Annotated in this window: 10 protein-coding genes; 5 read left to right on the forward strand and 5 right to left on the reverse strand. The window is 67.1% G+C overall.

Going from position 1 to position 13891, the window contains the following annotated elements:
* Window positions 1-23: 23 nt before the first annotated feature.
* The 5 genes from H074_RS24025 to H074_RS24045 are packed head-to-tail and all read left to right on the forward strand — an operon-like array spanning window position 24 to window position 7126.
* A complete protein-coding gene (locus H074_RS24025; protein ID WP_007032664.1) occupies window positions 24-3707 on the forward strand; it encodes a nitrate reductase subunit alpha in 3684 nt (1227 codons plus the stop codon).
* The gene (gene narH, locus H074_RS24030; RefSeq protein WP_007032665.1) at window positions 3707-5401 is read left to right on the forward strand and encodes a nitrate reductase subunit beta; all 1695 of its coding nucleotides are present in this window, start codon (window positions 3707-3709) and stop codon (window positions 5399-5401) included. Before H074_RS24025 ends, narH begins: the two co-directional genes overlap by 1 nt.
* Entirely contained in the window at window positions 5398-6036 is a 639-nt protein-coding gene (gene narJ, locus H074_RS24035; protein WP_007032666.1) for a nitrate reductase molybdenum cofactor assembly chaperone, read from the forward strand. The genes narH and narJ overlap by 4 nt, the downstream gene beginning before the upstream one ends.
* On the forward strand, window positions 6036-6791 hold the full coding sequence (narI, locus tag H074_RS24040; RefSeq protein ID WP_007032667.1) for a respiratory nitrate reductase subunit gamma: 756 nt from the start codon (window positions 6036-6038) through the stop codon (window positions 6789-6791). The genes narJ and narI overlap by 1 nt, the downstream gene beginning before the upstream one ends.
* Window positions 6791-7126, forward strand: coding sequence for a cupin domain-containing protein (locus tag H074_RS24045; protein WP_007032668.1), 336 nt, complete (start codon window positions 6791-6793; stop codon window positions 7124-7126). The genes narI and H074_RS24045 overlap by 1 nt, the downstream gene beginning before the upstream one ends.
* Window positions 7127-7146: 20 nt before the next feature.
* On the opposite strand, the gene H074_RS24050 is transcribed toward H074_RS24045, so the two are convergent.
* The 5 genes from H074_RS24050 to H074_RS24075 all read right to left on the reverse strand — a co-directional run bounded on the left by H074_RS24050 (window position 7147) and on the right by H074_RS24075 (window position 13872).
* Window positions 7147-7572 carry a pyridoxamine 5'-phosphate oxidase family protein gene (locus H074_RS24050; protein ID WP_039923287.1) on the reverse strand — a complete coding sequence of 142 codons (426 nt, stop codon included), beginning with the start codon at window positions 7570-7572 and terminating at the stop codon, window positions 7147-7149.
* 482 nt (window positions 7573-8054) lie between these two features.
* Window positions 8055-9251, reverse strand: coding sequence for a globin domain-containing protein (locus H074_RS24060; RefSeq protein WP_007032670.1), 1197 nt, complete (start codon window positions 9249-9251; stop codon window positions 8055-8057).
* A 355-nt stretch (window positions 9252-9606) separates the two neighbouring features.
* Entirely contained in the window at window positions 9607-10638 is a 1032-nt protein-coding gene (locus H074_RS24065; protein WP_007032671.1) for a TolB-like translocation protein, read from the reverse strand.
* Between the two features lie 17 nt (window positions 10639-10655).
* Window positions 10656-12215 (reverse strand): discoidin domain-containing protein, encoded by a 1560-nt coding sequence (locus H074_RS24070; RefSeq protein ID WP_007032672.1) that lies wholly within the window; start codon window positions 12213-12215, stop codon window positions 10656-10658.
* A gap of 88 nt (window positions 12216-12303) precedes the next feature.
* Window positions 12304-13872: a discoidin domain-containing protein gene (locus tag H074_RS24075; protein WP_007032673.1), complete on the reverse strand. Its 1569-nt coding sequence runs from the start codon at window positions 13870-13872 to the stop codon at window positions 12304-12306.
* Window positions 13873-13891 lie beyond the last annotated feature (19 nt).

Genomic DNA, 13891 nt, shown 5'->3' on the forward strand with positions numbered 1-13891 from the left:
ATTGACGAGGAGGCCAGAACACGGTGAGCACCGAAACCGGTCCCGACCACGTCGGCTTGGACGGCGAACTGTCCAAGGCCCTGGTGAAGACCCGCCGGTTCTTCACCAGAGGGAAAGTGTCCGATGATCTGAGGACGCTGCACCAGATCGGCGGCAGGCAGGCAGACGAGTTCTACCGGGACCGCTGGAGTCACGACAAAGTCGTCCGTTCCACCCATGGGGTGAACTGCACGGGGTCGTGTTCCTGGAAGGTCTACGTCAAGGACGGGATCATCACCTGGGAGGCCCAGCAGACCGACTACCCCTCCGTGGGCCCGGACAGTCCCGAATACGAGCCTCGCGGCTGTCCACGCGGGGCCGCGTTCTCCTGGTACACCTACTCACCCACCCGCGTGCGCTACCCGTACATCCGCGGTGTGTTACTGGAGATGTACCGGGAAGCCAGGGCCCGCACGGAAGATCCGGTGCTCGCCTGGGCCGAAATCGTCGAAGACCCCGAACGCGCCCAGCGGTACAAGGCCGCACGAGGCAAGGGCGGCCTCGTGCGGGCTTCTTGGGACGAGGCCACCGAAATGGTCGCCGCCGCCCATGTGCACACGATCAAGACCCACGGACCGGACCGCGTCGCCGGATTCTCACCCATCCCCGCGATGTCCATGGTCTCGCACGCCTCGGGGGCGCGGTTCGTGTCGCTGCTGGGCGGGACGATGCTGTCCTTCTACGACTGGTACGCCGACCTGCCCGTCGCGTCTCCGCAGGTGTTCGGTGATCAGACCGATGTTCCCGAGTCCGGCGACTGGTGGGACGCCGGTTACCTGATCATGTGGGGCTCCAACCTTCCGGTCACCCGCACCCCGGACGCGCATTGGATGGCCGAAGCCCGCTACCGCGGCCAAAAGGTCGTCGCGGTGGCTCCGGACTACGCGGACAACGTCAAATTCGCCGACGAATGGCTCGCCGCCCGGCCTGGTACCGACGGCGCGCTCGCGATGGCGATGGGACACGTGATCCTGCGAGAGTTCTTCGTGGACCGGCAGGTGCCGTACTTCACCGGCTACGTCAAGCGCTACACCGACCTGCCGTTCCTGGTCCGGCTCGACGAACACGGCGACGTCCACCGGCCGGGGAAGTTCCTCACCGCGGCCGATCTGGCCGGCCACTCCGGCGACGAGCACGCGGCGTTCAAGACCGTCCTGCTCGACTCCGCTACCGGCGAACCGGTCGTGCCCGGGGGTTCGCTCGGTTTCCGCTACGGCGAGCAAGGAGCGGGCCGCTGGAATCTCGACCTCGGCGACGTCGACCCGATGCTGTCGGTCCAGGGCGGCGAGCACGTACTCGTCGAGCTGCCGCGGTTCGACGGCGGCGACGGCTCGGCGGCCACGCTCCGCCGCGGTGTGCCGGCACGCCGGGTCGGCGGGCACCTCGTCACGACGGTGTTCGACCTCCTGCTCTCGCAGTACGGCGTACACCGCGACGACCTCCCCGGCGACTGGCCCGCCGGGTACGACGACGCCGGACAGCCGTACACACCGGCCTGGCAGGAGGAGATCACCGGCGTCCCCGCGCGAGCCGCGGCGCGAATCGGCCGGGAGTTCGCCGCCAACGCCGAAGAATCCCGCGGCCGGTCGATGATCATCATGGGGGCGGGCACCAACCACTGGTTCCACTCCGACACCATCTACCGCGCGTTCCTCGCGCTGACGACGCTCACCGGCTGCCAGGGCGTCAACGGCGGCGGCTGGGCCCACTATGTCGGGCAGGAGAAGTGCCGCCCGATCACCGGCTGGTCCCAGCTCGCGTTCGGGCTGGACTGGTCGCGCCCGCCACGGCAGATGATCCAGACCGCGTACTGGTACCTGCACACCGACCAGTTCCGCTACGACCTGGGCGGATCCGGGAGCATGACGGGCGGCCGGTTGGCGGGCAAAACCACCGCGGACCTGATCGCCCAGTCCGCTCGAATGGGCTGGATGCCGTCTTATCCGACCTTCGACCGAAATCCCCTCGATCTCGCGGACGAAGCCGAGCGGGCCGGAGTCCCGATCGGCGAGCACGTGGTGGGCGAGCTGAAGTCCGGCAGGCTGCGCTTCGCCTGTGAGGATCCGGACTCCCCGGAGAACTTCCCGCGCGTGCTGAGTGTGTGGCGGGCCAACCTGCTCGGCTCCTCCGCCAAGGGGAACGAATACTTCCTGAAACACCTGCTGGGCACGGACGATTCGCTGCGCGCGCGGGAGACACCGCCGGAGTCACGGCCGAAGGACGTGGCCTGGCACGACGAAGCTCCGGTCGGCAAGTTGGATCTGTTGCTGTCGCTGGACTTCCGGATGACCAGCACCACTATTTTCTCCGATGTCGTACTGCCCGCGGCGACCTGGTATGAAAAGCACGACCTGAACACCACCGACATGCACCCGTTCGTGCACTCCTTCAACCCGGCGATCGCACCGCCCTGGCAGACCCGCACCGACTGGGCGGCGTTCCAGGCCGTCGCGGAGGTCTTCAGCCGCCTCGCCGTGAAGCACCTCGGGACGCGCGAAGACGTTGTGGCCACACCGTTGCTGCACGACACCCCCGATGAACTGGCCACCCCGCATGGAGTGGTGCGTGACTGGAAGGCCGGTGAATGCGCCCCGGTTCCCGGCGTCACCATGCCGAGACTGACTGTGGTGGAGCGCGACTACACCGCGATCGCGGCGAAGATGGGCGCTTTGGGTCCGCTGGCCGACTCACTCGGCGCGACGACCAAGGGCGTCACCTTCCGAGTCGAGCGTGAGGTGGAGTACCTGAGGCACAAGAACGGCACCGTTCGCGGCGGCCCCGCGGACGGCCGCCCGTCGCTGGTCCGGGACGTGCACGCCTGCGAAGCGATTCTCGCGCTTTCCGGCACCACGAATGGACACCTTGCCACGCAGGGATTCCGTACGCTCGAGCAGCGCACCGGCACCGCGCTGGCGGATCTGGCGGCCGAGCACGAGGGAAAGCAGATCACCTTCGCCGACACGCAGTCCGCGCCGGTACCGGTGATCACCTCGCCCGAATGGTCCGGCAGCGAGACCGGCGGTCGACGCTATTCCCCGTTCACCATCAACGTCGAACGCCTCAAACCGTGGCACACCCTGACGGGGCGTCAGCACTTCTACCTCGATCACGACTGGATGGCCGATCTCGGTGAGCAGCTACCGGTGTTCCGGCCGCCGTTGGACATGACGGCGCTCTTCGGCGAGCCTCGCATCGGCGACAAGAACGAGCTGGGCATCACCGTCCGCTACCTCACCCCGCATTCCAAATGGTCGATCCATTCGGAGTATCAGGACAACCTGTTCATGCTCAGCCTGTCCCGCGGCGGGCAGACGATCTGGATGTCCGACAAGGACGCCGTCAAGATCGACGTGCGGGACAACGACTGGATCGAGGCGGTCAACCGCAACGGCGTCGTCGTCGCACGGGCGATCGTGTCGCACCGGATGCCGGAGGGCACCGTCTACATGCACCACGCCCAGGACCGGCTCATCGACGTCCCCCGCAGCGAAACGTCGGGCGAACGCGGCGGTATCCACAATTCGCTGACGCGGCTGATGATCAAACCGTCGCATCTGATCGGCGGCTACGGGCAGCTCTCTTTCGCGTTCAACTACCTGGGGCCGACCGGGAACCAGCGCGACGAGATCACCGTCATCCGCCGCCGCGATCAGGAGGTGACCTACTGATGAAGGTCATGGCGCAGATGGCGATGGTGATGAACCTCGACAAGTGCATCGGCTGCCACACCTGCTCGGTGACCTGCAAACAGGCCTGGACCAATCGCTCCGGCGTCGAATACGTCTGGTTCAACAACGTCGAAACCCGCCCTGGTCAGGGGTACCCGCGCGGTTACGAGGACCAGGAACGGTGGCGTGGCGGCTGGACGCTGAACAAGCGCGGCAGGCTCAAGCTGAAGGGTGGCGGCAGGCTGCGCAAGCTTCTCACCATCTTCTCGAATCCGAAGCTCCCGAGCATCGACGACTACTACGAGCCCTGGACCTACGACTACGACAACTTGACCAGCGCCCCGCTGCAGGAGCACACCCCGGTGGCCCGGCCGCGGTCGCTGATCAGCGGCGAACCCACGAAGATCACGTGGTCGGCCAACTGGGACGACAATCTGGGTGGCGCGCCCGACCACGGGCACAAGGACCCCTTGCTCAAGGACATCGCCGAGAAGGTGAAGTTCGAGTTCGAGCAGACCTTCATGTTCTACTTGCCGCGCATCTGCGAGCACTGCCTCAATCCGTCCTGTGCCGCGTCTTGCCCTTCGGGCGCGATCTACAAACGCAGTGAGGACGGCATCGTCCTGGTCGATCAGGACCGTTGCCGCGGCTGGCGCATGTGTGTCTCGGGCTGCCCCTACAAGAAGGTCTACTTCAACCACCGCACCGGCAAGGCCGAGAAGTGCACCTTCTGCTTCCCTCGTATCGAGGTCGGCATCCCCACCGTCTGCGCCGAGACCTGCGTCGGACGCCTGCGCTACATCGGGCTGGTCCTCTACGACGCCGACAAGGTCCTGGAAGCGGCCTCGACACCGGACGACAAGGATCTTTACGAGGCCCAGCGGCAGGTATTCCTCGACCCGAACGATCCCGAAGTGGTACGCGAGGCGGAACGCGCCGGCATCCCACGTGATTGGGTCGAGGCCGCACAGCGCTCGCCGATCCATTCGCTGATCACCACGTTCAAGGTGGCGTTGCCGCTGCATCCGGAGTACCGCACCATGCCGATGGTCTGGTACATCCCACCGCTGTCCCCGGTCGTCGATGTCGTCCGGGACACCGGCCACGACGCCGAGGACCACGGCAACCTGTTCGCCGCCATCGAGGCGCTGCGCATTCCGGTGGAGTACCTGGCACAGCTGTTCACGGCCGGAGACGCCGAGCCGGTGACCGCGGTGCTGCGGCGGTTGGCGGCGATGCGTTCGTACATGCGTGACATCAACCTCGGCCGCGAACCCCGGGAGGTGATCGCGACGAAGGCGGGCATGACCGGCGAACAGGTCTACGACATGTACCGGCTGCTCGCCCTGGCCAAGTACGACGAGCGCTATGTCATCCCGCCCGCCCACGCCGAACAGGCCCACGGCCTGGAGGAACTCGCCACCGAGTGCAGCCTGGACTACGAGGGCGGCCCTGGAATGGGCGGCTCCGGCCCATTCGGCGAAAGCTCCGGAGGTGTCTCGCCGATCGCGGTGGAGAACTTCCGCATGCTGCGCGACCGGCAGACGAGCGACACCATGGCCGCGCCGGTGGACAAGGGCGCGCGGGTGAACCTGCTCAACTGGGACGGCAAAGGGCGTCCGGAAGGACTGTTCCCGCCGAAGGACCAGCCTGGCGGCGGGGATCCGGCCGGCGAAGTGGACCCGAGGCCATGACGCTCACCGACACCCATCACGCCACCGCCTGGCAGGTCCAGTCCCTGACGCTGAGCTACCCCGACGAGGAGTTCGTGGGACGGCTGCCGTTGCTACGGGCCGCGATCCGGACGCTGCCCGCCCCACTCACCGCACCGCTCACCGCGTTCTTCGACCACGTGGCGGCCACACCACTGACTGACCTCGCCGCGTCCTACGTCGCGACGTTCGACCACCGCAAGAGGTTCAGCCCGTACCTCACCTATTTCGCTTACGGCGACACCCGCAAACGCGGCATGGCCCTGCTCCGGTTCAAACACGCCTACCGCGCCGCAGGCCTGGAACTCGACGACGGCGAGCTGCCCGACCACCTCGCGGTGGTGCTGGAATTCGCCGCCACCGGAGACCCTGTCGTGGGGCGACGGCTGATGCTCGAGCACCGCGCCGGCCTGGAGCTCATCCGTCTCGGCCTGCGCGAGACCGGCTCACCGTGGGCCCACGTCCTGGAGTCGGTGTCCGCCACTCTTCCCCCGCTGGGCAAGCGCGAGCACGAGGCCATCGCCCGGCTGGCCACCGAAGGTCCACCGGAGGAGGAAGTGGGCCTCGCGCCGTTCGCTCCTCCCGAGTACATGCCGCGACCGCAGGGAGGCAGCTGATGAAATTACCCACCGCCCAGCCGGCGGGCTGGAACACTCTCGACGTCATGCTGTGGGTCGTCGTGCCCTACGTGTCCATAGCGGTGTTCGTCGTCGGGCACGTCTGGCGCTACCGCTACGACAAGTTCGGCTGGACCACCCGTTCCTCCCAGCTCTACGAGAACCGGTTGCTGAGACTGGGCAGCCCGCTGTTCCATTTCGGCATCCTCCTCGTCGCCCTCGGCCATGTCGGTGGCCTGCTCGTACCCAAGTCGTGGACCGAGGCCATCGGGGTGAGTGAGACGGCCTACCACGTCGTCGCCGTCGGCCTCGGCGTCCTCGCCGGAATCCGCACCCTGGCCGGCGCGGCGATCCTGGTCTACCGGCGCCGCACGGTCGGTCCGGTGTTCTCCGCCACCACCCGTAACGACAAGATCATGTACGTGCTGCTGGTCGGCACCATTCTGCTCGGGCTGGGCACCACCGTGCTCGGCAATCTCACCGGCCATCCACACGACTACCGCGAGTCGGTGTCACCCTGGTTCCGGTCCATCTTCTATTTCCGGCCCGAACCGGACCTGATGGCCGCCGCTCCCCTGGGTTTCCAGCTGCACGCGTTGTCGGCGTGGGCGTTGTTCGCCTTCTGGCCCTTCAGCCGCCTGGTGCACGTGTTCTCCATGCCACTGGGCTACCTCACCCGCCCCTACATCGTCTATCGCAGTCGCGATACCGAGCTCGGCGCCCGTGCCCCACGACGTGGCTGGGAGCGCGTGTGATGAGCGGCCATCCCGAAGTCGCGGACGTCGACGTCCTGGCCGCCGAACTGCTCCAGCAGGCTCGCGAACACCACTCACGGCGCGCCGCCAGGACCCTGGTGGCCGGCAACTCCCAGCGAGTCACCCTCATCGCGCTGGCCGAGGGCGCCGAACTGGCGGAGCACGACTCGCCGCCCGCCGCCACACTGCACGTCCTCACCGGGCGGGTTCGCTTGAGCACCCACGACCACGACCGGCTCCTCGACCGCGGTCAGCTCACCGTCATCCCACCCGAGCGGCACAGTCTGGCAGCACTCCTCGACAGCGCCGTCCTGCTCACCGTCGCGCTCCATTGAGCGGGGACGCCCGCACTCGGTCAGGTGGTGGTGGCCACCGGCGTGCACAGACGTCGTCCGGTCACCTTCTCCACCTCGATCCGGATGAAATGGTCGCGGCGGCCATCCACCCAGGGCTCCAGCCATGTTCCGGACACGTCCACGAGCTCGGTGACGTCCGTGATCAGGTTCGCGTGGCCGACGACGGTCACGCTCCAGCCGGTCCGCAGATCGGGATCGAGTTCGTCGGTCTGGAAGGCCACCACGGCGTTGCCGGTCGCGGCGGCCAGTTTGGCTCCACCGGCGACCCTGATCACCAGGTGGTCCCGCTTCAGCCGGAAGTTGACCGGCTGCACCGCCGGCAAGGCGTCTTCGGTGAAGACCAGACGCCCCACCCGCACTGTCCGCAGAAGGTCCAGGCACTGCCCGCGGTCCAAGACCTCGAGCTGTTGTCGATCCGCCACCATGGCTCCCCTGTCGACGATGAAGAGCAAGCATTTTCGAGCATGAGCTTCGGGTCGCGCGGCTGTCAGGGCCGGAGGTCCCGGTATGCGAGGTCCATCGGCGCCGGGCCGGCTGAACTCGACCAGGCGATCGACGTTCTACTGGAACACGCCCGCACTGTCCGCGACACCCACGAGGCCCGCCACCAGGTCACGCCACATTTGCCCTACCCCTCAATAGAACGGACCGGTATTCGCCTACCTGCTGCCGACCTGCGCGCGGGCGACGATCCCAGCTGGTAGCGGGTCCGTCGATGAAGGAATCAGGACACTCAACGTCCCGATTCCTTCATAGACGCGAGGTGACCCCGTCCCGGACAATGATCAACGGAGGATCCAGGACACTCACCGTCCCGAATCCTCCGTTGATCAAGGCTCTGTCACCCAAACCCGGCGGCCGACACACCACCAGAACCGTCCTTACCACTCACGAGGCCCGGCTCCGGTCAATCCCGGTCGAGCATCCCGGGACCGAACACCTCGTAGCGGATGCGATCGGCGGGCAGGCCGCGGCCGATCAGCCCGGCACGGATCCCGTGCATGAACGGCAAGGGACCGCACAGGTAGGCGGTGGTGCCCGGGTGCAGCGGCAGCGCGCCGACATCCATGAGACCGGGCCGCGAGTGGTCGTCGTGGTCGTTCTCGTACCAGTACAGTTCATCGACCTCGGCCAGGCCCGTCGCGGCCTGAGCGCATTCGCGGCGGAGCGCGTGATGGGCGGGCGAGCGGTCGGCGTGGGCGAGGATGATCCGCCGGGTCGGCTGAGTACGGGCGAGGTGATCCAGCATGGCGGCCATCGGCGTGATCCCGATGCCGGCGCTGACGAGGAGCGCGGGCCCGTCGCCGATGTCGAGCGTCGTCTCGCCCGCAGGCGGCCCGAGCAACAGAGTGTCGTCTTCGGTCACATGGTCGTGCAGGTGGTTGGACACCACGCCGTCCGGGGCGCCGTCGCGGCCGCGGACCCGGCGGACGGTGATCCGCAAAGAGCCCCTCCCGGGGCCGTGCGACAGTGAGTACTGGCGAGGCTGGCGACGGCCGTCGGGTAGGTCGACCGCGACCGAAACGTACTGGCCAGGCGCGAAGTCCGGCACGGCCGCGCCGTCATCGGGCACCAAGGTGAACGAGACCGCGTCGACGGCCTCGTCGAGCCGCTTCGCCACGCGCCACCGCCGCCAGAGATCGGCGGAATCGAGGTCGCCACGTTCGTAGAGACGGGCTTCGGCGGCGATCAGACGGCAGGCGAGCAGCCAGTAGACCTCATGCCACGCCGCGAAGATCTCGGGGGTGACCGCGGCACCGAGGACGGTGCCGACGGCGGTGAGCAAATGGTGACCGACGATCGGGTACTGCTCGGCCCGGATGCCCAGCGACACGTGCTTGTGGGCGATCCGCTCGGCGATTCGCTCGAACGGTGCGGCTGCTTCGCCGGCCTCGGTGATCAAGTACTCGGCGAAGCCGACCACGGCCGACGCCAGCGCGAGCTGCTGCCGGCCGTCGGCTTGGTTGCCCTGGTTGAACAGGTCGAGCAATTCCGGATGCGCGGAGAACATCGACGAGTAGAACTCACCGGTGATTTCCACGTCGTGCGCGCGCACGACCGGCAAGGTGGCACGAATCACCGCGGCGGATGCTGGGGACAGCAAGGAATTCTCCTCCTTCGGGGCGTAGGACCAGGCCCTCGCAAGGCGCCGATACGGCCACGACCGGTCTCGTTCCCGATCCTGCCGGGAACGGCGTGCGGCACCAAGGGATCTTCGGGGTACTCGGCCGGGACCTTGGTCCCTGCGGGACTCGGCCGATCGGATCAGTCCCGGGCGGGCGAGGAGGACATCACGTCGAGCCGGAGTGGCAACAGGTCGTCCATCGGAGGATCCGGCGAGCGGCGGGGTAGGTCACCGCTCGCCACTGGGCGTCCATTTGCGACAGCTACACCGGGGTGAGCACGGCCGGGGCACCGGGCCTGATTTCGGGCAATACCGTGCGGACCGGCGATCCGGGTCATCGAGCGGCCGTGGTGGCCGACGGCGACGATGCCAGGGGAACCAGCAGGCGCGCCGCCCCTGTTCCGTCAGCGGGCACGGACCAGATGTCGCTTTCCTTCCCGCTCTCGCGCGGCAGGCTGTAGGCGATCGTGTCGTTGTCGAGCCAGACCACCTGGTCGTCCACACTGCGTGTCTCCGCGAGCGGGGTCTCACGCATCGTGGTCAAGTCCAGCAAGTGTTCCCGCCAAGGCCGCACGTCACCGTCGGCCACGCGCTTCTTGAACGCGAGTTTCGTGCCGTCCGGAGACAACGACGGGCATTCCGCGTTCTCCCTCAGCGTGCGCGCGTTCCACGCCTCGTTGTCGCCCTGCACCAGGTACGTCCGCCCCCCGGTGGCGACCGTGGCGAAGAACGTCCGCTCGTCGGCGGCGAAGGTGACACCCCAGTAGTTGACGTCTTCGCCTCGATGGGGCGCGTCCCCGATCCGCAGCGGGATGCCCTCGATGTTGCTCGACAACTCGTTCCGCTCACGATCCATGATGGCCGTACGTGTCGAGAAGGTGCCGGGCTTCGAGTAGGAGTCACCGGTGACGAAGGTGGTCCAGCTTCCCATCCGGCCACCGGGTGAGAGCTTCGCGCGGTTGGGGATGCCGGGAACGTCGACCCGCTTCACCTCGCCGAGCGCGGAGTCGACGAACAGGGCGACAGCGCCCGGCATCGGCGTGGGTTCCTTCGCCAGGCACAGGCCACCGTTCGCCGCCGTGTAGAACCGCTCACACGCGAGCGAACTGATCCGTCGCGGACCCCCGGGTTCGAAAACGGGGACCGAGGCGACGTTTCCGTACCCCGGCCCCGGCGCACCGTTGCGGAACAGCAGCCGCCCGGGCTCCCCCAGTACGACCGGCTGGGAGGAATCCACCGCGACCGCCGCGTCGGCCGTCCGCCGCTCGGGGCTGTTCGCCTTGGCCTGCATCACGTACACCACCGAGGCGGCGGTGAGCGCGGCGACACCCGCCAGCGCCACGACGAACTTCACCGGAACCTTCACCCCGTCTCCTTTCCCCGTCACCGGCAGCTGTACGGGCCCGCTTTGTCGAGCAATTCGCCGTTGGTGCCGATGATCTCCCAGGAATACGTCTTTCCCTTGAGCACCAGCTTCATCACCCCGTGCTTGCCCAGGATCTTCTCGACGCCTTCACGGGCCTTGTAATCGAGGTAAAGGCTGTCGCCGCCGATGCCGGCGATGACCGACCGCACGCCGTTGGCCTCGTCGATGTGCCCGTTGACGTCCAGCGGCTTGGTTCGCTCGTAATGGTGATCGTGCCCGGCGAACACGACGTCCGCCTTCGCCCTGGCCAGCTCGTTCCATAACGGCGCCACGCTCTTCGCGTCTCCGGAATTCCCCGAGTTGAAGCGCGGGTGGTGCCAGTACCCGGCGATACAGGACTTCTTGGTCTTCGCGAGGTCCTTGCGCAGCCACGCGACCTGTTCGGCGCCGGCTCCGTTGTACACCGGGTCCGAATCGAGCGCGACGAAATGGAAGGCGCCGACGTCGAAGCTGTAGTACGGCTTTCCCTTCGGGGTGGCGATCTTCCCGAAGTACTGTTTGTATCCCGCCAGATCGTTGTTCCACTCGTGGTTACCCGGCGTGGGTTTCGTGATCTTCTTGAACTTGCCCCAGGTCTTGTCGTAATAGGACCGGAATTCTTCGATGGTGCCGTCGACGTATTGATTGTCGCCGACCGTCAGCACGTACCGAGGTTTGATCCTGCTCACCAGTTCCGCCGTCCGCTGGTGCTCGGACGGCAGCTCCGGTTTGGCGATGTCGCCGGCGAGCGCGATGACGATGCCGTCGGACGCCGTCGGCTGGGTGGACGCCTTGATCGGCACGGTCGCCCCGGACAGGTTCCCCGCCGCGTCCCGCGCCCGCACCGCGTACCTGAAGTCGAAGCCCGACGCCAGTGACGTGTCGGTGTAGGACGTCGTCGCGGACCGGCCGATGACGTTGCCGTTGCGCAGGACCTCGTACTCGGCGACGCCGACGTTGTCAGTGGACGCGGTCCAGCCGAGTGTGATGCTCTCGGTGGTGGACGACGCCTGCCGGAGTCCGATCGGCACCGAGGGCGGCTGGATGTCGCCGTCGCCGGTCCGGACGCCGTAAACCTCCAGTTCCCACAGTGAATACCCGTAAACGGTCGCCCGTGCCGTGCCGAAGATCCGGACGTGCCTGGCGGAGGTGTTCAGATCGGTGAACTCGTCGAGACCGCCGTCGCCACCCACGACGGTTTTCACGTCCCGCCAGTTCTGACCGTCGTCGGACGCCTGGACCTGATAGTCCTTCGCGTGGGCCGATTCCCAGAAGACCTTGATCCGGCTGATGTCCGCGGGACCGCCGAGGTCGACCGCGATCCACTGTGGATCGCCCTCCAGACTCGCCCAGCGGGTCGTCGAATCGCCGTCCACGGCGAGAGCGCCGCCGAAACCCTCGTTCTCGACGGTGGAGGTCGTGGTCCGTTTGTTGACCGACAGCAGTGATTCCACCTGTCCGGCCGTGGCGCTGGATGCGGTCACGGGCTGAGCGAGCAGGACGATCGCCGCGATCGCGGCGGTGCCCGGCTTCACCATTCGATTCACCTGTACTCCTGGATGGGCCTACGTCGTCGTGAACTACAGACCGTGGTCCGGTGCCGCGTACGGCACCGGACCACGGCCGTCAGCGGCAGGTGTACGGACCGGCCTTGTCGAGCACATTCCCGGCGGTGTCGTGGATCTCCCAGGAATAGGACTTCCCGTTCAACATCAGCTTCATCACTCCGTGCTTGGCGAGGATCTTCTCCACCCCTTCACGTGCCTTGTAGTCCGTGTAGAGGTAGTCGCCGCCGATGCCGGCGATGACCGATCGCACGCCGTTGGCCTCGTCGATGTGCCCGTTGACGTCCAGCGGCTTGGTCCGCTCGTAGTGATGGTCGTGCCCGGTGATCACCATGTCCGCCTTCGCCCTGGCCAGCTCGTTCCACAGCGGCGCGATCTGCTTCTTGTCGCCGGAATTGCCCGAGTTGAAGCGCGGGTGGTGCCAGTACCCGATGACACAGGACTTCGTGTTCTTCGCCAGGTCGTCGCGCAGCCACGTCACCTGCTCGGAACCGCCGCCGGTGTAGACGGGATTCGAGTCCATCGCGACGAAGTGGAAGTCACCGATGTCGTAGCTGTAGTACGGCAAGCCCTGCGGGTACGCGATCGCGCCGAAGTACTCCTTGTACCCCCTGAGCTGGTCGTCCCACTCGTGGTTGCCCGTCGTGGGCTTGGTGATGCTCTTGAACTTGCCCCACGTCTTGTCGTAGTGGGCGCGGTACTCGGAAATGGTGCCCTTGTGGTACTGGTTGTCGCCCACGGTCAGCACGTACTGCGGGTTGATCCTGGCGACCTGGTTCGCGGTCCCCTGATGTGTGGAGAAGAGCTCCGGGTTGGCGATGTCACCCGCGAGCGCGATCGTGACGGGACCGGTGCCGCCGGGCTGGGTCGCGGCCCTGACCACCGGACTCGCCGCGGAAACGTTGCCCGCCGCGTCCTGCGCCCGCACGGAGTAGCCGAACTCGACTCCGGACGCCAGGCCGCTGTCGGTGTAGGTGGTCGTCGCCGTGGTTCCGACGACATTCCCGTCGCGGAGCACCTCGTACTCGGTGACCCCGACGTTGTCGGTGGACGCTGTCCAGCCGAGGGTGACGCTGTCCGCCGTGGTGGCCTTCGCGGCGAGGCCCGTGGGCACCGTCGGCGCCTGCGTATCGCCGCCGCCGACGCGGTCGCCGTAGATTTCCAGCTCCCACAGCGAATAGCCGTAGGTCGTACCGCGAGCCGTACCGTGGACGCGGATGTGGCGCGCGGAGGCGTTGAGGCCGAGGTGCTCGTCGATGCCGCCGTCACCGCCGACGACCGACTTGATGTCGGTCCAGGTCCTGCCATCGGCAGAGCCCTGGATCTTGTAGGTCTTGGCGTAGGCGGCTTCCCAGTTCAGTTTGACCTTGGTGACGGTCGCGGTACCGCCGAGGTCGACGGCGATCCATTGCGGATCGACCCCCTCCTCGCTCGCCCACCGGGTGGTGGTGCTGCCGTCGACGGCGTTGCCGCCCTCGAAGCCGGGGCCCTCGACCGACGAGGTCGTGGTCGGTTTGCCGGCGGACAGCAGGGATTCCGCTTGCGCGGCGGTACCCGAAGAGATCAGTGTCTGCCCCAGCAGGACCAGGGTCGCCACCGCGACACCGGCCAGGGGTGTTCTCCGTTTCATGCGAACTCCTCGACGTTGC

It is taken from the genome of Amycolatopsis decaplanina DSM 44594, assembly GCF_000342005.1.
Lineage (GTDB): Bacteria > Actinomycetota > Actinomycetes > Mycobacteriales > Pseudonocardiaceae > Amycolatopsis > Amycolatopsis decaplanina.

Coding starts and splice junctions, on each gene's coding strand:
- H074_RS24050 (WP_039923287.1), bottom strand. CDS start 7,572: ATGGTGGCGGATCGACAACAGCTCGAGGTCTTGGACCGCGGGCAGTGC.
- H074_RS24045 (WP_007032668.1), top strand. CDS start 6,791: ATGAGCGGCCATCCCGAAGTCGCGGACGTCGACGTCCTGGCCGCCGAA.
- narH (WP_007032665.1), top strand. CDS start 3,707: ATGAAGGTCATGGCGCAGATGGCGATGGTGATGAACCTCGACAAGTGC.
- H074_RS24070 (WP_007032672.1), bottom strand. CDS start 12,215: ATGGTGAAGCCGGGCACCGCCGCGATCGCGGCGATCGTCCTGCTCGCT.
- narJ (WP_007032666.1), top strand. CDS start 5,398: ATGACGCTCACCGACACCCATCACGCCACCGCCTGGCAGGTCCAGTCC.
- H074_RS24075 (WP_007032673.1), bottom strand. CDS start 13,872: ATGAAACGGAGAACACCCCTGGCCGGTGTCGCGGTGGCGACCCTGGTC.
- narI (WP_007032667.1), top strand. CDS start 6,036: ATGAAATTACCCACCGCCCAGCCGGCGGGCTGGAACACTCTCGACGTC.